The organism is Odoribacter sp. (assembly GCF_985060555.1).
The window spans coordinates 1-18,545 of the sequence record NZ_CFKYFN010000051.1 but is presented as its reverse complement, the minus strand read 5'-3'; the positions used below and the strand labels follow the sequence as shown (position 1 = coordinate 18,545).

Genomic DNA, 18,545 nt, shown 5'->3' with positions numbered 1-18,545 from the left:
AAAGCCGACCGGAAAGATTGTGCCGCCGGTCAGCCAGGCATTCATCAGCAAGCGGGAATTGCACCGATCAGCATCGAAGAGATGCCGACCGATAAAGCGCTAATCGGTAACCTCCGGTTACACTGGTCAAGACCGAAGATGTGCCACCAACTGCCTGTCGGAGAAACCGGTATAAGCCTTCAGCACCATAAGACCGATCTTTGCACAAAGACTGAAAATGTTCTTGCGTCCAAGACGTTGCTCCGACAGACCTGATTCTTTGGCTATACGCTCAAACGGGAACACTGAATGAAGCCTGCCAAGCTCACTCTCATGAAAACTCTTGCGATATTTTTCCAGAATATCAAATTCTGTAAAGCCTAATGTAGGCTGAATCTCGGAAATATTTCGTATTTTTGCCATATCTTAGTTGGGGTATTTCCCCCGTTTTGGCCGTCAAACCTTGTTTTCGGGGGAATACCTAAAGATACAAAAAAGCCAACTAATTCGCAATAGTTTGTGTATGAATTAGTTGGCTGATTTTATAATATTTAATGAATGTCCCTATATAAGTGCGCCCCGGTTCGATTATATCCGACCTGTCCGTGGGATTAAAACGGATTTTAACCTCATTTTTGTCCTATATTCAATTTTTAACAAATTTCACCTAAATCCTTATTCGATTTAATGCCATGCGATAACATTTTGTACTCTAATTGTTCTACCCTCAAATTTTATTCATAACAATGTCACAATACTGAATATTTTTTATTTATCAATAAATAAATCAAAATAAAAAATTTATTGACATTCATATTTTCCGGCTAATATTGCGGCTGGACTCCGGTGTTTAGAACACATATTTGAAATGTAATGGTTTACTATTTTACAAAAATGGTTGACAAATAAATATCAGTCTGCCATGTGACACTTTATGTCATTATATAATTTAATGAGGTGCATTACAGACATATCGATCAGCGGCTCATACATGAACGCATTTACATGGATATTTTCCGGAGTCATCAGGCTTACTTTATCGAAAATTGATAATATTTCAGGATTCGGAGCATCCGATTGTTTGTATTTGTCGATCAACTCCCGTGTCTGATTCGACAAAATTTCATCTGTGTCAATGTCATTTATCAGCTTCAATATCAACTGTTCCGCCCGTAATCGGATAGCGATGGATAAAACTAATTTGTTTTCCAATAATATTTCGTCAATCAAAGGATTTTCATTAACGATTACATCAGCTTCTTGCAGTATCAGGTCTGTAATTAAAGTCGCACCAAAATCAATAACGAGATTCTGGCAATTATGAATATAGGTTTTATATAGCCGACAGATTGTATCTGAGGAAATAGTTCCCGATCCTGCCTTAATATGCAAACAATTTGTCAAGCACTTGTATTCATCCGATTGTTCACCTTTAGAATATTCAATGATATTTCTTACAAAAGGCAATAACCCAATGAATACTCTTTTCTTATTCGCTCGTTTTGAAAAGTGCTGAAAAACATCTTTCCTATATTGTCCTATTTTGCATTTTATATCTCCGCTTGTATCGTGTATAGCCATAAATACGGATTTTTTCAGACCGAGTCGGGATGCGACCGTTCTATAAAAATCGAAATTGTGGGTCAGCAGGATTATTTTGAATCTATTATCCTTACATACATCGGCAAGATACTCTATAATGGCATACTTATTTTTATAATCAAAAGAGTCTGCAATGTCGTCGAGAATCAGCAAACTATCTTCTGCATAATGTTTACGAGCTTCTATTTCAAATAATATTTGCAATGTGTAAAACGCCCGGCATTCTCCTCTACTCAAAATTTTCAACAGAGTTTCTTTGGGTTGCTCGATCGGCTCTTCAGCCCGTTCATCTTTGTATTTGAATATGAGATTTGCCGTATCTTGCTTGAGTATAACATCCGCTTTATTTTTAATCTCTACGGTAAAAGGAACACTAAATCTTTTGTTGTATATATCTATAATCGTCTCCCATGTACGGCTCTCTTGTTGAGCTTTGGCAATTAAATCGTTTAATATTTCTGTTTTGGTTTTATAGAAATTGATTAAGGCAATAGCATCATCGCACAATCTGTGAATAAATCCATACCATACCTGTTTCTTGAACTCATTATAATCCATCAATAGCGGGATGATCGTGTTATCTTTTTCCAATACAGCCTTAAAGGCCCTCAATTCACTGTTATTACCGATCGCCTTATCTATTTTTTCGAATGTAGATTTTAGTTTATCGTCGCTGATAACTTTTGTAATCTCTGCATTGATGATTTCCTGTAATTGTCCTGCGGATGTTATTTCCACTCCGGAACTTAATTTTATTCTATGTTTGGCAGCAAAGAAAGCTTCATCAGCTACCGATTCCCGCAGAACCGTCGCCTGATATGTACCAAACGATACGCCCTCACGATTCGTTTTGAAGAATCTGGAACGACTTAATAACTTTTGATAATCCGTGAAATATTGTTGAATCAAATCTTTGTGTTTGTCTAAGAACTTCTTGACATTACCTTTTTTATCGAAGACATCGTTATATCTGAAATCATAAAAGTACCGGGCTTTACGAATATCCTCCTCAATAGAGAGAAGGCATGAAAACAGAGTATCTGTTTCTCCTGTTCGAAAAGTCGAGACAACCTCGCTTTCGCAATCGGTACTCTTCGATATACTTTTAAGTTTTGCTAAAAAATCATTTTTTACTTTGTCAAGTTCTTGGTAAATACTATCATATCGTTCTTTCAGTTCTTTACTTGCCAAAAATGTCGTTATTCTATTATCTGTAGCAATGTCGGATTCAGCATTCGCAACGAAAATTGACTTTGGATCAATAGATTTCCCATCGCATTTAACAGTGCAATTGGTTTTTCTTTGCGGATATATTCGGTCACATGGAACCGATTTCTTATCATCTTTTGAAATACACTCAAATGTACGGGCAAATGAACTTTTCATCATTCCATTGGGTGCATAAATCAATACGCAGGTATCATCGGCGAAATCGAATTTATGTTCGAACTTTGATATTCCGAAGCAATTTTCCATATCAATTTCCAATGTTTTCATAAGTCTTGTTGTATCGATTCTAATATTATATTTTTATCCACCTTTTCGTCCAATCCGCGAGGAATACGGGAATATTGAGAATCGCACCATCCCTTTTCAGGTTGTTCATGGAGTAACGCAGTGCCAGTTCCGGCGAGAAGCGGTCGATGTAAATACCGAGGCTCTTCCCACCCAAACGAGTGCCGGACTTAACCTCGACCGGAAACAGAGAGGTGTTGTCCTGCAACAGGAAGTCCACCTCGGCGGTAGCTTCCGACATCCAATATCGCGGCATTACGCCGAAATGGGCTGCGAGGGACTGCAATACCATATTTTCAGCCATTGCCCCTTTGAACTCCGTATAAAGCGAATTCTCCGACCAGAGAACCTCGGCCGGAAGCTGAGCCATAACACGCAACAATCCCCCATCGCACAGGTAGATCTTGAACGCCGAAAGGTCGTCGTATGCGCTCAACGGTAAACCGGGCTTGGAAGAGCAGTAAATACGATAGATCATCCCGGCATGCTCCAACCACAACAGCCCGTCTTCATATTCCCGTGCCCGCGCCCCGGTTTTGACCAACTTGTAGACGAATTTTCGGTTTTCTTTCGCCAACTGCGACGGTATGGAATTCCAAATGGCGGCAATACGCGGAATGTCTTTACCCGGAGCGTGTTTGGCAAAATCCAGCGCATATGCCGTCAGAATCGCTTTTTGAATCTCCTCGATCTCCTGTACGCCGCGTTTGTCGAGCATAGCAGCAACTGCCGCCGGCATCCCTCCGCAAACCTGATAGCGACGGTATGCCTCTGCGACACATCCCATGACGATCTCCGGCAACGGCGCGATCTCCGTCAGGTTCTCCAGATATTCGTACATCCGAGGCGTATCGGCACGCAGAAACTCCCGGAATGTAACCGGATACATTTTCAGGAATTCCACTTTACCTACAGGAAACGAATCTCCCTGCGAAAGAGATACGCCCAAGAGCGATCCTGCCGCAAGAATATGATATTCGGGAGCCTCCTCGCAGAAATACTTTAAACTATTGAGTGCCTTGTTGCTCTGCTGGATCTCATCGAAGATGATCAACGTCCGCCCCGGCTCGATGGGATATTCCGTATAAAGGCGGAGAATATCGATCAGTCTTTCGGGATTTTTCGTATTCTCGAACTCCCGACACAGTTCTTCCGATGCATCGAAATTAAAATAGGCAACGTGGTCGAAATATTCTTCTCCGAACTTCCGCATGATCCATGTTTTACCTATCTGACGTGCGCCTTGGATGATAAGTGGCTTGCGCTCCGGCCGCTGTTCCCATTCGAGCAATGCAGCCGTTATATCCCTTTTTATCTCCATATATCCGTTTTTTTGTCCATCAATCACATTTTACCAATATAGTTGGTGCAAATATACACATTTATCAAATATAAACATGTGTAATATTCTGCCAAAGGTAAAAGTAGAAGTAAGCGGTAGACTAATGAGTGAACCTGTAAGTGGGATTGCATTCGATTCAATGATAGACCAGGTATATCCGAAAGCCCCTTTTACCGAACAGAAGTTCATGGTACGTGCCGTACTTCCCGAACACACTTTTCTTGAAAAGATATTCCTGCTTCATGAGGCGTTCGCTAAGTCAAAGAATTTAATCGGAGTTGAGCGTATGTCGCGACACATGTACGACATCGGGCAGATGTTGAAAACTTCAATCGCCGGGCGTGCCATCAATGATGCAGAGCTTTACCGTCAAGTAGTGGAACATCGCCGCACATTCATAGGTTTGCGTGGTTTCGACCATGACACACTTTATCCTGCGACGCTCAATATAATTCCACCTGCTTCTGTTATTGAACAAGGGTAAGCCGATTATGAGAATATGCAGCTGCACATGATTTATGGTAAGTCTATACCATTTGATGACTTGGTGAATTACCTCAAACGATTGAACGAGGAAATAAGAAAATATAACTCGCACTAAGATGTTTTTTCGAAAAATACGAATAATTTATGTATAGATTTTGGTACTAATGCAGGTTTATTTCGCTACTAATTTGTCTTCGGTGATCGGAATTGACGAGCCGGTCGCTTCTGTCGGTCAGTGAAGGAAAACCTTACCGGACCGTTCCAGGCGCCCCGGTCTGACGGTATAAAACCCGGAATCGGAATAGAAAGAAAAAATATACCTATGTTTGTAAGTGTAAACATGTATATAAATATCATTCTTTATTCTCGTGAAAGTTTCCCAGCCAAAGTGTTTCCGACGCCTTCGTGGCACGTGCATTTACGGCGAAAGCGTATATATGAAAAGAAGTATTCTTCCATTCTTCCGAAAGTGTAAAGCATACTTCCGCCGTTTCTTTTCTTTGGTGTAAAGGCAGCAGGTTTGTCCGCAGCACTTCCGGATTCCAGAGAAAAACATAAAGCCGGTCGTCATCGTACATCAGAGGTTTCAGCGGTTGCCGTTTTTGTTTGAAGATCAAAATTCCGCCCGAATCTGCCCATTGGGCAGTGACTTCCGGAGCCTGTAGCTCGCCGGCCGAAACTTTCAGTTTACTATAATCGACGGAGACGTTCAACCCTTCGTCACAAGTCATACAAGGTAGATTCCGGCTCATAAAACCGTTTACCCTTCCTCTGGCTTCCCTACCGGGAAAACCCAATTCAAGCACTTTTTTCATTCTCATAGCCAGGAGACCCAAGACTTTCCATTTAGCCCGGTGTATCAATTGCAACGGAGTACGGGCATCCCGTGCCCATCTTTTTCCTTTTACCACATTAGAATCTCCAAGCCGGTACATCGTAACATTTCCGAAGGACCCGCTCAGCCTGCTGAATAAACCCGATTCAAAAACTGCCATAATTTCATTGTATTTACCGGTTCAATCTGAAATAGCAATCCGGCGAAAAAGTTTCTCCGGATGCAGAGCAAAACAGACAATATAAATGCAATTCCTTCCCGCTTGCCGGCCATTCACCTTCTGCCCGTCCATCTTTTCTGAGCGCGCAGATATTTTCCAACACAATTAACCGATAAGGTTCGTCCGGGCAGATAGCGGCAACTATCAAACGGTCGTCCGGCGCTGCCGTCGCCATGGGGATCCCCGCCTGCCAGGCCAACTCCCAATGCCCCGCTTCGTTCTGTACACAGGTAAACCCATCGGGCAATTGTAAACAAGCACCTCCAAAACTCAATTTGGCATAGTCGACCCGGTCACCCTCTCCGAAAGCATTGATATTCCGGCTCAAAAAAAGATGGTATCCCGATCGTTTTCCCAACCGGACAGCAGCCTCGTCGGCAGCACGCTGAAATAAAGTCCCCTTGACCGACCGGAACAGCGTTTGCACACACACCTGCCGCCACCGCTGTAAACATTGGGCCGGCGAACGGGGATTACTGACTTTAACAGGAGCGCGGCGTACGTATCTTTTATCTCCCACAGCATAAAAGATATGGTCGCCTATGCGTCCGGAAATATGCCCGAGCCCTGAAGAAATTACTCTTGCCATGATGTTTATATTTAGTTTCGAGGTTTGTAATATAATAAAAAAAGTTTAAATTTCCAATTTATTTTCAATTTAACACCGATTAAAATTGGTATTAAATTGGAGAATAATTGGAATTGAATTGGAGTTGATACATATTAACTACATGATAACTACCTATTTACTATATGGCAAAGAACTACCTTCCTCAGGCTTTTACCTGAAGCTGAAGGTAAAATGAATATTATTATTCAATCGTGGGCGACAAGATATTTAATTTTGTATCATTATTGTATTTGAAGTGAACCCAAAAAGTGAATACCTTACTCACTCCCGGCGAAGATGTGATTATTAAAGGACGTAACCTGCGCATCGAAGGCGATAAAGAAACGGCAAGAAAAACGTTCTCTAACATACTTTAACGAAGAAAAAACCGTTCCTTTGTAATAAAATCAGCCTGCATCCGTCTTACTAATGATGACAGAAAAAGAATTTAACCATATGATCCTGCCTCTGACCAAGAATATCTATGCCTATGCACAGCATATTCTCAGCAATCCGACAGATGCTGCAGACATCACTCAGGAGGTTATGATTAAACTCTGGAATACACGTAGAGAGCTGAAAGGAGTGCAAAATCCCCGGGCCTGGGCATTGAAGGTGACCCGCAACTTGTGCCTCGACTGGATAAAAAAACAAAAACCGGTGTACGGCGGGGAAGAGCTGGCACAAAACGAAGATTATACAAGCAATCCCTTGCAGGAAATCGAAACCAAGGACACCGTGAGCCTTCTCCGGCAAATCATCGACACTCTGCCGGAAAATCAACGGGAGGTGCTCATCCTGCGGGAAATAGAAGAACTGGAATTTGAAGAAATCGAACAGATCACAGGACTAACCGCCAACCACATCCGGGTGTTGCTCTCACGCGGACGGTCGAAGGTAAAAGAAATGATGCGAAATGAAAGATGACAGATAGAATATATGGAAGAAGTACTGAAACGATATTACAAAGGGGAGACAACTTTAGCGGAAGAGCGGGAGTTGAGGTCTGCCTGGCAACGGGGAGAACTCCCGGGAGAACCGATTTTGGGGCTTCGCGATCCGATGGAAATACCGGAAGGCCTGAATGAAAAATTACAGCGGAATATCCGGCAAAAACGGCAACGCAAAATCAGACAGCTCTGGATTACGGCCGGGAGTATTGCAGCGATGGCCGTGCTGATCCTTTCATTCAGGGAGACCTTCACAACGACACCCCGTCCGGGTATACAACTGTCGGATAACCTGAAGAAAGAACGCTTCGAAAATGCACTGCGCGTCCTGGGAAATGCCCTGGAAGATGAAAAAACACCGGTACAAAGAGTGCTTTACGAAGATCATAACCTGATTATAGCGATAGAATAAAAAGTATAATTATAAAACAAGATAGCCATGAGAAGAATATTTATTATTTTGTCGATTGTATCTGTTTTGCCTTTCGCGGCAAATGCACAATTATCTAAGCTCATGTCCAAATACCATGAGAAAAACGGCGTGACGGTCACCCAGCTGGACAAAAGCCTTTACGGACTTTATCAACGGAATAATCTTCCGCCCGAGGCAAACGAACTCCTGCAAAAACTGGAAGAGGTGAATATTCTCAATCTGGATTTGAATCAGACCGATCCCTCCCTGAGCGAAAAAGCGATCGGCCAGTTCCGGGAAATACTGGATAAACCGGAAAAATACAAACTGATCAAAAGCCGGAACGACGAGTTCGGAAAGCAACTGATCTACACGCACAACAAAAACGGACAAGTGACCGACCTGGTGGTCTGGAACCAAAACCCACAACAGGTGGATATCATCGAACTCCGGGGAGACATTCAACTGGATAAAATCGCCCTGCTGTCGAGAGCGCTGAATCTGAAAGGCCTGAACTCCCTGGCTGCCTTGAGTTCCAATGCCGACACCTATGAGTCGTATAAACACTTTAACGATTTCCCGGATATGAATCCCGGAGCTATTTCACAGCATATCCGGCAGATGATGGAAAATCTGCACAATCACATGGGAAGCGGATCGTTATTCGGCGATTTTTTCGGCATGCCCGGTGATTCGACCACCACGAACAATATGCCCGGCGGTTTTCCATTCGGTCATTTCCTACCGGACGAATTTTTTAATCCGGGGGAGGGCATGACGGATGAAGATTTCGAAGAATTTTTCAAAAACGGCAATCACCGGCAAAAGGTTGAAAAATTTTTCCAATCGTTCGGCAACGGTACAGGTATGAGCAGTAACTCGGTACAAATCACGGAAGAAAACGGAAAAACAAAAATTAAAATCGACTCCCAGAATTCGGATATGACTTACATCATCGATGGGCAACAAGCCCCTAAAGACAACGTACAAATGCCGGATAAGATTTTGAATGTCAACATCATCCCATCGAAAGAAGATGTCAAAAAATCCTATTTATTCATCACGTCGAGAGATCGGTTAGGAGAATTTGTGAGCTTTCAGAATGGCGTACTCACTTTTAAATACAATAGCCAGGAATACAAATACAATCTCGAAAAAATGAAAGAACCTCTTCTGGTTATCGACGGACGCCTGGCCGACCGTTTCGATATTGATCCCAGTGAGATCCTGCAAATCCGTCCGATTAGCCCGATTGAAAAAGAGGTGGGGTATTACCCGAATGCAGAAGTGATTATCAATACGAAATAATCCCCCCTAAGGGAAGGATCGGTGAACCTTCGGTTCTGATTTATATTCATTTATCAGGACCGAAGGTTTTACTAATCAGCGATGGGGAAGACTGCACAACTCCGATTTATCGGCCGTTGTTTTTACTGTTAAAAGGCCGGTCACACCTGTTCATCCGCTTTTCCCGAAACGGCAGGAGTTTCTGCATCGCTCTGCAAGCGGAATTCGATCGGAAGCGTATAGAACACATCTACAGCCACGCCTCTCTGTTTGCCGGGAATCCAATCGGGTAATGCCTTGACAACTCTCAGGGCTTCCCGGTCCAGATCCTGATCTACACTTCTTACAACCTGAGGATCGGTCACTCTACCCGCTTTATCGATTACGAAAGAAACAATCACTTTACCCTGAATTCCTTTCTCCTGAGCCCGGACAGGATATTTGACCATCCGTGCCATATAAGCCAGCACATTTCCTTCTTTGAATACCGGCATTTCCTCGACAGCCGTGAAAATTTCTCCCTCCTTAGATGTTGCATTCTGGCCAGCTTTCGCATATCCGACAACTACCATTCCCTCGAGCTCTACCGGTTGCTTAGGTAAAACCACCTCTTTCAGATTAGCTTTATCCCCACAAATCACCTCTGCAGTCCGTTTGCCTACATATGAAAAATAAAGCGTATCTCCCTTCCCGGCCTGGATAGAGAATTCTCCATCCTGATCAGTGGAAGCCCCCAGTGAGGTCCCTTTGATAATGACCGTGGCCCCTTGCAGGGGATTACCTTGTTCGTCCACTACCCGGCCTTTGTATAAGGAAGTTTCCCCGCCGGCCTGTATCAGTGTATGGGAGGCCAGATCGGTTACGGCTCGTGCATTTCCAGCCAGAATCAATAAGCCGGTTACCGGAAGTAAAAAGGCATATTTCAACAAGCCGATTCTGGATGTTTTTTTCTTATTCATCATAATAATTCGTTTTTTTAATTGAGAAACATTGAAATTATTAACTATAGGTACTGCAGTCGATTGATGGGACAGGCGAAGCAAGTGATATTGATAATTTTTGCGGTTGTAACCGGAATTTACCACTTGCTCATCTGCTAAAAATTCCAGATTCTGCCTGATTTCTTTACGTAAAAGCCAGACAACCGGATTGAACCAGAAAAAGATACAAAGTATCTCCCCGAGTAACATATCCAATGAATGCCATTGGCGGACATGAGCAGACTCGTGTACGATAATCTCATGAAGTTCCCGCTCTTCGTAATGGGCCGGATTGACAAAAATCCAACCGAAGAAAGAGAAAGGAGCTGTAATCTTCGGCAAAGCAATGACCGGAACATGATGACAGCTCTGTTTTTTACCCTGATAAGCGAATCGACAGATACCAGCCAACTGGACCGCCATACGGAGTGTCAGCACAAGACTTCCCCCACTCCAAATCCAGATCAGGAACCGCTGCCAGGTGAAAAGCGATTGTTCTGCGGCAGGTTGCGGAGCCACAGGAGTAACCACCGCCAGCATTTCGGCATACCCGACAACCATCCCGGGCAAGGCATTACCTTGCTCCAACCAGGATGCCAACGAAATCAGGGGATATACAAAAGCCAGTATAACGATGGAAAAAAGAAATAAACGCCGGATTCTTAAAAAAGTATCCCTGGAAAACAACATCCGATATAAAAGATAGAATACCACTAAACCCGCATTTACCTGTAATATATAAATTTGAAAATCTTCCATAGCTCCTATTCTTTTTCAATTAAACGGATAATTTCTTCTAACTCTTTGGCCGAGATCTTCTGTTTCCGGGCAAAAAAAGTTACCATCTCTTTATATGAATTCTCGAAATAATTCTGTACGACGCCGGAAAGAAATTTCGTTTTGTATTCCCCTTCATCGATCGAAGGCGAATAAACATAGGTGTTCCCATAACGTTTGGCCTGTACATATCCTTTTTTCTCCAGATTTTTCACGATAGAAGCCACCGTCGTATAAGGCGGACGAGGCTCTTCCATGCAATTCAAAAAATCTTTAATCACTCCTTCTTTTACCTGCCAGATAATAAGCATGATTTCTTCTTCCTGAAAAGTCAATTTTTCCATAAGGCACATCAAACTACGATTTATTCGCAAATCTACGAAAATTTCGTAGATTTGCCAATGTTTGATAAAGAAAGTTTCAAAAAAATATATATCCGCAGGCTCCAGCAACCCGATATACTACTTTAAACGCCGAAGGAGTAGTTATGAACTCCCGTCCTCCCCCATTGGGGACGAAAGGTCCGTCCCGGAGTTCCCAAAAGAAAGAAAGTGCCTGAACCGATCAGGCACTTTCTCCGAGTTGATTCAATTATCCCTAAAAATCTGTTTTTAGAAATTCAATACTTTTACCCAACCGAATTTGTCCGGTTCGTCTCCGTATTGAATAGCTCTCAAACGGTTGTACAATTTGGTACACCATTCACCAGGAACATCGGGCTTACCGAAAACGATGCTCTTGTTGTTTTCGAGATCATCGATCTGTCCGATAGGACTGATGACAGCAGCCGTACCGCAAGCTCCGGCTTCTTCGAAAGTCTCGAGTTCTTCTACGGGAATAAGCCGGCGTTCTACTTTCAATCCCATGTCTTCGGCCAATACCATCAGGCTGGCGTTGGTGATAGAAGGCAGGATGGTGTGAGAGAACGGAGTGATATATGAACCGTTTTTAATACCGAAGAAATTGGCCGGGCCACATTCGTCGATGTATTTCTTCTCTTTGGAATCGAGGAAGATGGCGGTCGAATAGCCTTTCTGATGGGCTACTTCGCCGGATCTCATTCCTGCAGCGTAATTACCTCCTACTTTGATGTGTCCGGTGCCATTGGGAGCAGCACGGTCGTAACGGCGTTCGAGCATGACTTTGGTCGGTTTGAAACCGGCTTTGAAATAAGGTCCTACAGGAGCTACAAATACAACGAAAATATATTCTTTAGCCGGAGCAACTCCCATCTGCGGTCCGACACCGATCAACAAGGGACGGATATATAAGCTGGCCCCCGATTCGTAAGGCGGAACGTATTCTTTGTTCAACTCGATGGCTTTGACGACAGCTTCTTCGAACAGTTCGATCGAAGGAGCCTGCATCATTACGTATTCGGCAGAACTAAGCATACGTTTTGCATTTTCTTCACAACGGAAGAGACGGATTTTTCCATCTTTACCCCGGAAGGCTTTCATACCTTCGAATGCTTCCTGTCCGTAATGCAAACAGGTAGAAGCCATATGAATATTCAGCATTTCAGAGTCGCTGACTTCAGGAGCACTCCATTTGCCGTCCTTATAATAACAACGTACGTTGTAATCCGTCTTGGAATATCCAAAGGACAATTTACCCCAATCTAAATTTTTCATAGTAGTTAGTTTTTGATTATTTTATAATAGTCATCTCGTTGATCAGGTTCTTAGCTCCGGCATATTTATCTACAATCCAGAGGAAATAACGAGTGTCGAGATTGATACACCGTTGCAGATTTTCTTCAAAATCGATGTCTCCGGACATGGCTTCGGAGTTACCGTCGAAGGCAGTACCGATCAGATGTCCTTCGGCGTTGATGACACCGGAACCGCTGTTACCTCCGGTGATGTCGTTATCTGTGATGAAGTTGACACTCAACTTATCGGTCCCGTAAGGAGCGAAATCCTGCTGAGCATACAGTTCTTTCAGCCGGTCGGGTACTTCGAACTCCCCACCTTTGGGCCCTTCTTTTTCGATCACACCGGTAAGGGTGGTGTAGTAATCATAGAAAACAGCATCCCGCGGTTTGTAGCTACCTACTTTACCATAGGTCAGGCGAATCGTAGAATTGGCATTGGGAGCCCAGGCTTTATCGGGCTGCATTTCCATCAATCCCCTCACGAAAAGACGGTCTCCTTTGGAAATTTTTTCCTGCATTTCACCACTGTAGGCGGTCAGTTTGATCCAAATCTCATAGAAAGATTTACCGGCAATATATACCGGGTCTTTGGCCAATTGTTTACAATCGGGTTTGTCGAGAAATGCGTTGAAAGCAGCTTCGTCCATGAAGATGGATTTCTGCTGCAATCCGGCAGCGAACTTATCGTAATTGCCTTTGTATTTTTTGTTGACCAGATCGATAACTTCGGGGTAAAGATCGGGATCGACATTGTCGTTGTATATTTTAAACAATGCAGCGAATAATTTTGTATCGAGATCGGCATTATAGTCTTTGAAAAAAGCTTTAGCCATATCTTTCAAAGCTTCTTTAATCTCTGTTTTTTCTCCGGCGGGGATTTCTTTATCACAAAGATCTTCGATCATTCTTCCGCTACGGTAAGCGAACAAATGAGCTTCGGGTCCGGCCAGGGCTTCCTGCGCATAAGCCGTAGCTACGGAATATTCTTTAATATCTTCGTATCCCTGGCGAATCATCGGCAGCACTTCGCCGTAAGTGGCTTTGCGGGCCGGATCGGCATTTACCCAAGCGGTAAACTCTCTTTCGATGGCTTCTTTGTTGCCTTTGGTGTTCAGGTTTTTGAGCGCTTTATTCTGCTCGAAGGAATATTTCCAGTAGTTGGCACAACTGGCATATTTAGAAGCATATTGAATCCGGGTTTTCGGACTCTTAGCCATTTCTTCGCGCATAACCTCCAATTTTACCGTACGTACTTTGTAACGGATATCGTTGGTTACATCCATCGTATTCTGTAATCCGAAACTGGTGGTATAGCGGTCGGTAGTTCCGGGGAATCCCATAATCATGGCAAAATCACCGTCTTTCACGCCTTTTGCAGATACGGGCAGGTAATGTTTGGGTTTTAAGGGTACATTATCTTTGGAGTATTCGGCAGGGCTACCGTCAGGAGCGGTGTAAATACGGAACATAGAAAAGTCGGCAGTATGACGGGGCCACATCCAGTTATCGGTATCTCCACCGAATTTTCCCATGCTCTGAGGAGGGGCACCTACCAAACGTACGTCTTTGTAGATGGTGTAAAGGAACAGGAAGAATTGGTTTCCTTCGAACATCGGCTGAACCTGTCCGCTTAATTTCGTTCCAGCCACAGCTTCCTTCACAATCACTGCAGATATACTGTCGATGATAGCGCCGCGGTCCATTTCGCTCATATCGTCTTTTAAGAAAGGAGCGATACGGTCGGTTACGTCTTCCATCCGTTCCAGAATAGAAGCGGTCACGCCGGGATTGGTGAGCTCATCTTCCATTTTGTAAGCCCAGAAACCATCGGCCAGATAGTCGTGCTCGACAGAAGAATGAGATTGGATAGCACTGAAACCACAGTGATGATTGGTCAGCATCAACCCATTGGGAGAAATAATCTCTCCCGAACAAAAATGACGGAAAGGACGGCCGGCATTGCCTAAACCGACGATAGCATCTTTGATACCGGGTTTATTGACATCGTAGATATCTTCTGCAGTCAGTTTAAATCCCATCTGTTGCATTTTCTCAATGTTCAGTGGTTTTAATTTCGACAACAACCACATTCCTTCATCAGCCCTGACAATAGACACCGAAAGCAGAGCAAGAGCAATAATCAATAGTTTCTTCATGTGTTTTATTCTATAGTATTTGTTTTAAATTATAACTACCACACTATCCCAACTTAAATTTCTTAACGAAAAATAACCTTTTTCCTAAGTTATTATAACTTTCAAGCTAAGATAAGTGCAAATATATAATTAAATCCGTTCTTTATCTGATTTTCACTTTATTTTAACAGGAGAGAGGAAAAGAAAAAACCGGGACAGAAAAAAGAACAGGAAGAAAAGATTTGGAAGGCTGAAGGAGAAGAATATAGCAAAATACGATACCTTTGTGAGGTGAGAGATTTTGATTTTATATAATAACGAGATTATGGCCGATACAAGTAACAAAAAAAATATCAGAGAAGAATCTTTACGGGATTTAAGCGACTTTTTAACCGCACAAGGCGAGAAGGCTTTCCGTGCAAAACAGATCTGGCAATGGATCTGGCAAAGAGGGGTGACGGATTTCGCAGAGATGAGCAACTTATCGAAGGCTACCCGGGAATTATTAAGCCGGCATTATTTCTTCGATTCCCTCTTTCCGCAGCAGGTGCAGACAGCCAGCGACGGCACCGAAAAAACAGCCTGGCGGCTGACCGACGGCGAAATCGTCGAGAGCGTACTGATTCCCGGAAATCAAAAATTCACGGTCTGTGTATCTTCACAAGTGGGTTGTCAGCTGGGGTGCAAATTCTGTGCAACCGGTACCCTGGGTTTTAAACGTAATTTAACGGCCGGCGAAATTTTCGAACAGGTGGTCCGTGCACAGCAGGCAGCGGAAGCCCAGGGGCAACCATTGAGCAATATCGTTTTCATGGGAATGGGCGAACCTTTACTGAATTACGAGCAGGTCCTCAGAGCGATAGAACGGATTACGGCCCAGGACGGATTAGCCATGTCACCCTACCGGATTACGGTATCTACAGCCGGTATCCCGGAAAAAATCAGGCAATTGGCAGACGATGGAGTGCGTTTTAATCTGGCGCTTTCGCTACATGCAGCGAAAGAAACCACCCGCACTTTCCTTATGCCGGTGAATAAAGCCTATCCTTTGAGTGAGATTGCAGGAAGCCTGAAATATTTCGTCGAAAAAACAGGAACCCGTCCGACTTTCGAGTATTTGCTTCTGAAAGATATCAACGACAGCCTCGAAGATGCAAAAGCTTTGGCCCTCTATTGCCGCCAATTCCCGATCAAGATCAATATCATCGAATACAACAATGTGGAAGGTTCTGGTTTTCAACACAGTCCGGACAAAAACCGGGATGCCTTCATCCGGTTTCTGGAAGGATGTAACATGGTGGTCAACGTACGCCGCAGCAAAGGGAAAGACATCGACGCCGCCTGCGGACAGTTGGCGGGGAAACAAGAAAGCAATTTGTAAAATCCATAAAGTCTTCCGGACCCTGCGAATCCTTTTTTAAGGCCACCGGTCAGGAGCGGAACATGGTATCATAAACCGAATTAAAGCGTACCGTTTACATAGTTACAACGCTTTCAAAAACTATGTCTAAACCGTCGTAACCAAAAAACGGTAGAATTATTCGGTACTTATTCGTCTCCGGTGATCGGAATTGGTGACCCGGTCGCTTCTGTCGGTCGTCTAACTTTTTCTATCACTGACCGGCGGAACTCCTCACTACGCTCGTCAGACACCACCGGTCGGGCGTTCAGAAAAAGCAAGACGACACTCGCCAGAGCTCCAATGGTCGCCAATCCCGATCACCTCCGACTTACGTTATCACTGAATTGCAGATTAGTCTTGATTTAAGAAAGATTATTCTCCCTGGAAATAAGCCGGACGGTCCGTCTTCCTGCTGCTGCAAATTTCTGGTTGTATTTTCTTTGCCGGTTAGCTCTGCCGTGAGATGGAGGGTTTTATACCGGAAGACCATTGGAGCGGGAACGAGGATCCGGTTAGGGTTTCCGAACGCCCGACCGGTGGTGTCTGACGAGCTTGCGAGGAGTTCCGCCGGTCAGTGAAGGAAAGCCTTAACGGACCGGTCCAGGCGAACCGGTCTTCCGGTATAAAAACCGAAATCGGAATAGAAAGAAAAAATTATACTTACGTTCTTATGATGAATTTATACCTTTTATAAAATGCCTTGGTCCATTATCGCGCGGGCTACTTTGATAAAACCGGCCACGTTAGCTCCTTTGACATAGTTGACGTAACCATCGGGCTGGGTACCGTATTTCACACACTGCGCATGGATAGACTGCATGATCTCCTTTAGTTTCTGATCGACTTCTTCGCGTGTCCAGCTGATTTTCTGTGCATTCTGACACATCTCGAGACCCGAAGTGGCCACTCCGCCGGCGTTGGCGGCTTTACCGGGAACATACAACAATTTATTTTCGAGAAAGACCTGAATCGCTTCGGGTGTAGAGGGCATGTTCGCCCCTTCGGACACCGCCACACAACCGTTGGCAACTAAAGTACGGGCTTCGTCACCGTTCAGTTCATTCTGAGTGGCACTGGGCATAGCGATATCACATTTCTCCCCCCACGGCCGACCTCCGGCCACGTATTTACAACCGTACTTATCGGCATATTCCTTCACCCTTCCCCGGTAGAACAATTTTAACTCCATCATATATTCCAACTTTCCAGCACCGATCCCTTCGGGATCGTAAATATAACCGCTGCTATCCGACAGAGTCACCACCTTTGCGCCGAGCTCGTTCAGTTTCTGTACCGTGTAAAGGGCCACATTTCCCGCCCCCGAGACGGCTACGGTCTTGCCCTTCAGCTCTATATTCCGGGTCTTCAGCATCTCCAACAGGAAATATACATTCCCATAACCGGTAGCTTCGGGACGGATCAGAGAACCACCGGATTCCAGGCCTTTGCCCGTAAAAGTTCCGCTATTTTCCCTCGCCAGTTTTTTATACATTCCGTACATATAATTAACCTCCCGGCCACCGACACCGATATCCCCTGCCGGAATATCCGTACCGGGTCCGATATTGCGCCATAACTCCAAAATATAGGCCTGACAAAAACGCATAATCTCGGCATTCGATTTTCCTTTCGGATTAAAATCCGAACCACCTTTAGCCCCTCCCATCGGTAAAGTAGTCAGTGAATTTTTAAAGGTCTGCTCGAAAGCCAGGAATTTTAAAATAGATAAATTCACGGAGGAATGGAAACGGATTCCTCCTTTGTAAGGACCTATAGCATTGTTGTGCTGGATGCGGTAGCCCATGTTGGTATGCACATTTCCCTGATCATCTGTCCAGGTCACCCGAAACGAGAAAATCCGATCGGGAATACAGAGCCGCTCGATCAAATTGCTTTTTTCAAACTCGATATTCCGATTATAGGTATCTTCGATGGTATTCAATACCTCTTCTACTGCCTGGTGGTATTCCGGTTCGTTGGGAAACCGCCTTTTCAATTCTGTCAAAACGTCTTTTGCTTTCATAAGATATAGGTTAAATCAGAAGCCCGCCCGAAGGCGGGTTTCATGGGTCAGTTGTATATAAATTGTCAGTAGTGTGTGTTTCGTTTGTACGAACAAAGGTAGCGCATAATATCAAAAATAATTCATTTTGTTAAATTTCAAACACGAAGGGAAGATTTGTGTAATTTCGGGAAAGTGAAAACGTTAACGCCCTCATTCTTTCACAGAAAAACAGCTTCATCATCAAAGCCGCTCCAGGGCGACCGCACCAAAATTCCTCTAAAAAGTTTATCATTGCAAAATGAATACCTCTAATTATTTTTCAGAAGTGACAGATCCTCGTGTAACAGGTCG

At 44.0% G+C, this 18,545-nt stretch carries 14 protein-coding genes and 1 pseudogene; 5 read left to right on the top strand and 10 right to left on the bottom strand.

Annotated elements, in window-relative coordinates; genetic code table 11:
• Window positions 1–135: 135 nt before the first annotated feature.
• The 3 genes and pseudogenes from AC5RDS_RS06795 to AC5RDS_RS06785 all read right to left on the bottom strand — a co-directional run.
• Window positions 136–492 (bottom strand): annotated as a pseudogene (locus tag AC5RDS_RS06795) (DDE transposase); the annotation flags it as partial.
• Between the two features lie 399 nt (window positions 493–891).
• On the bottom strand, window positions 892–3,078 hold the full coding sequence (locus AC5RDS_RS06790) for a hypothetical protein (RefSeq protein WP_118103526.1): 2,187 nt from the start codon (window positions 3,076–3,078) through the stop codon (window positions 892–894).
• A 25-nt stretch (window positions 3,079–3,103) separates the two neighbouring features.
• Entirely contained in the window at window positions 3,104–4,417 is a 1,314-nt protein-coding gene (locus tag AC5RDS_RS06785) for an ATP-binding protein (protein ID WP_013612429.1), read from the bottom strand.
• On the opposite strand from AC5RDS_RS06785, the gene AC5RDS_RS06780 reads away from it, so the two are divergent.
• A complete protein-coding gene (locus tag AC5RDS_RS06780) occupies window positions 4,344–4,922 on the top strand; it encodes a nucleotidyl transferase AbiEii/AbiGii toxin family protein (protein WP_306446875.1) in 579 nt (192 codons plus the stop codon). The two genes, AC5RDS_RS06785 and AC5RDS_RS06780, sit on opposite strands and share 74 nt — an antisense overlap.
• A 355-nt stretch (window positions 4,923–5,277) precedes the next feature.
• Here AC5RDS_RS06780 and AC5RDS_RS06775 read toward each other — a convergent pair whose 3' ends face one another.
• A complete protein-coding gene (locus tag AC5RDS_RS06775; protein ID WP_013612430.1) occupies window positions 5,278–5,919 on the bottom strand; it encodes a hypothetical protein in 642 nt (213 codons plus the stop codon).
• A 13-nt stretch (window positions 5,920–5,932) separates the two neighbouring features.
• On the bottom strand, window positions 5,933–6,568 hold the full coding sequence (locus AC5RDS_RS06770) for a hypothetical protein (protein WP_175315991.1): 636 nt from the start codon (window positions 6,566–6,568) through the stop codon (window positions 5,933–5,935).
• A gap of 450 nt (window positions 6,569–7,018) precedes the next feature.
• Between AC5RDS_RS06770 and AC5RDS_RS06765 the strand changes: the two genes are divergently transcribed.
• Genes AC5RDS_RS06765 through AC5RDS_RS06755 form a run of 3 tightly spaced genes read left to right on the top strand, consistent with a single transcriptional unit; the run spans window position 7,019 to window position 9,259 of the window.
• On the top strand, window positions 7,019–7,516 hold the full coding sequence (locus AC5RDS_RS06765; protein WP_228026157.1) for a GFO_1088 family ECF-type sigma factor: 498 nt from the start codon (window positions 7,019–7,021) through the stop codon (window positions 7,514–7,516).
• 12 nt (window positions 7,517–7,528) lie between these two features.
• A complete protein-coding gene (locus AC5RDS_RS06760) occupies window positions 7,529–7,951 on the top strand; it encodes a PG0215 family putative anti-sigma factor (RefSeq protein ID WP_288791670.1) in 423 nt (140 codons plus the stop codon).
• A 27-nt stretch (window positions 7,952–7,978) separates the two neighbouring features.
• Window positions 7,979–9,259 (top strand): DUF4252 domain-containing protein, encoded by a 1,281-nt coding sequence (locus AC5RDS_RS06755; protein WP_013612434.1) that lies wholly within the window; start codon window positions 7,979–7,981, stop codon window positions 9,257–9,259.
• A gap of 140 nt (window positions 9,260–9,399) precedes the next feature.
• Here the strand turns inward: AC5RDS_RS06755 and AC5RDS_RS06750 are convergent, their stop codons facing one another.
• The 4 genes from AC5RDS_RS06750 to AC5RDS_RS06735 form a co-directional block, all read right to left on the bottom strand.
• Window positions 9,400–10,977, bottom strand: coding sequence for a M56 family metallopeptidase (locus tag AC5RDS_RS06750; protein WP_013612435.1), 1,578 nt, complete (start codon window positions 10,975–10,977; stop codon window positions 9,400–9,402).
• 5 nt (window positions 10,978–10,982) lie between these two features.
• Entirely contained in the window at window positions 10,983–11,339 is a 357-nt protein-coding gene (locus AC5RDS_RS06745) for a BlaI/MecI/CopY family transcriptional regulator (protein WP_041557342.1), read from the bottom strand.
• 267 nt (window positions 11,340–11,606) lie between these two features.
• The gene (locus tag AC5RDS_RS06740; protein ID WP_013612437.1) at window positions 11,607–12,629 is read right to left on the bottom strand and encodes a branched-chain amino acid aminotransferase; all 1,023 of its coding nucleotides are present in this window, start codon (window positions 12,627–12,629) and stop codon (window positions 11,607–11,609) included.
• A gap of 16 nt (window positions 12,630–12,645) precedes the next feature.
• Window positions 12,646–14,808, bottom strand: a complete 2,163-nt coding sequence (locus AC5RDS_RS06735) for a S46 family peptidase (protein WP_013612438.1) — start codon at window positions 14,806–14,808, stop codon at window positions 12,646–12,648.
• Window positions 14,809–15,112: 304 nt separating this feature from the next.
• On the opposite strand from AC5RDS_RS06735, the gene rlmN reads away from it, so the two are divergent.
• Window positions 15,113–16,168, top strand: a complete 1,056-nt coding sequence (gene rlmN / locus AC5RDS_RS06730) for a dual-specificity RNA methyltransferase RlmN (RefSeq protein WP_118103534.1) — start codon at window positions 15,113–15,115, stop codon at window positions 16,166–16,168.
• A 709-nt stretch (window positions 16,169–16,877) separates the two neighbouring features.
• On the opposite strand, the gene AC5RDS_RS06725 is transcribed toward rlmN, so the two are convergent.
• A complete protein-coding gene (locus AC5RDS_RS06725; RefSeq protein WP_013612440.1) occupies window positions 16,878–18,212 on the bottom strand; it encodes an NADP-specific glutamate dehydrogenase in 1,335 nt (444 codons plus the stop codon).
• Window positions 18,213–18,545 lie beyond the last annotated feature (333 nt).

Excerpts from the sequence above, each read along its gene's own strand:
- AC5RDS_RS06790 (WP_118103526.1), bottom strand. The coding sequence starts at position 3,078 with ATGAAAACATTGGAAATTGATATGGAAAATTGCTTCGGAATATCAAAG.
- AC5RDS_RS06780 (WP_306446875.1), top strand. The coding sequence starts at position 4,344 with ATGATAAGTGGCTTGCGCTCCGGCCGCTGTTCCCATTCGAGCAATGCA.
- AC5RDS_RS06785 (WP_013612429.1), bottom strand. The coding sequence starts at position 4,417 with ATGGAGATAAAAAGGGATATAACGGCTGCATTGCTCGAATGGGAACAG.
- AC5RDS_RS06775 (WP_013612430.1), bottom strand. The coding sequence starts at position 5,919 with ATGGCAGTTTTTGAATCGGGTTTATTCAGCAGGCTGAGCGGGTCCTTC.
- AC5RDS_RS06770 (WP_175315991.1), bottom strand. The coding sequence starts at position 6,568 with ATGGCAAGAGTAATTTCTTCAGGGCTCGGGCATATTTCCGGACGCATA.
- AC5RDS_RS06765 (WP_228026157.1), top strand. The coding sequence starts at position 7,019 with ATGATGACAGAAAAAGAATTTAACCATATGATCCTGCCTCTGACCAAG.
- AC5RDS_RS06760 (WP_288791670.1), top strand. The coding sequence starts at position 7,529 with ATGGAAGAAGTACTGAAACGATATTACAAAGGGGAGACAACTTTAGCG.
- AC5RDS_RS06755 (WP_013612434.1), top strand. The coding sequence starts at position 7,979 with ATGAGAAGAATATTTATTATTTTGTCGATTGTATCTGTTTTGCCTTTC.
- AC5RDS_RS06750 (WP_013612435.1), bottom strand. The coding sequence starts at position 10,977 with ATGGAAGATTTTCAAATTTATATATTACAGGTAAATGCGGGTTTAGTG.
- AC5RDS_RS06745 (WP_041557342.1), bottom strand. The coding sequence starts at position 11,339 with ATGGAAAAATTGACTTTTCAGGAAGAAGAAATCATGCTTATTATCTGG.
- AC5RDS_RS06740 (WP_013612437.1), bottom strand. The coding sequence starts at position 12,629 with ATGAAAAATTTAGATTGGGGTAAATTGTCCTTTGGATATTCCAAGACG.
- AC5RDS_RS06735 (WP_013612438.1), bottom strand. The coding sequence starts at position 14,808 with ATGAAGAAACTATTGATTATTGCTCTTGCTCTGCTTTCGGTGTCTATT.
- rlmN (WP_118103534.1), top strand. The coding sequence starts at position 15,113 with ATGGCCGATACAAGTAACAAAAAAAATATCAGAGAAGAATCTTTACGG.
- AC5RDS_RS06725 (WP_013612440.1), bottom strand. The coding sequence starts at position 18,212 with ATGAAAGCAAAAGACGTTTTGACAGAATTGAAAAGGCGGTTTCCCAAC.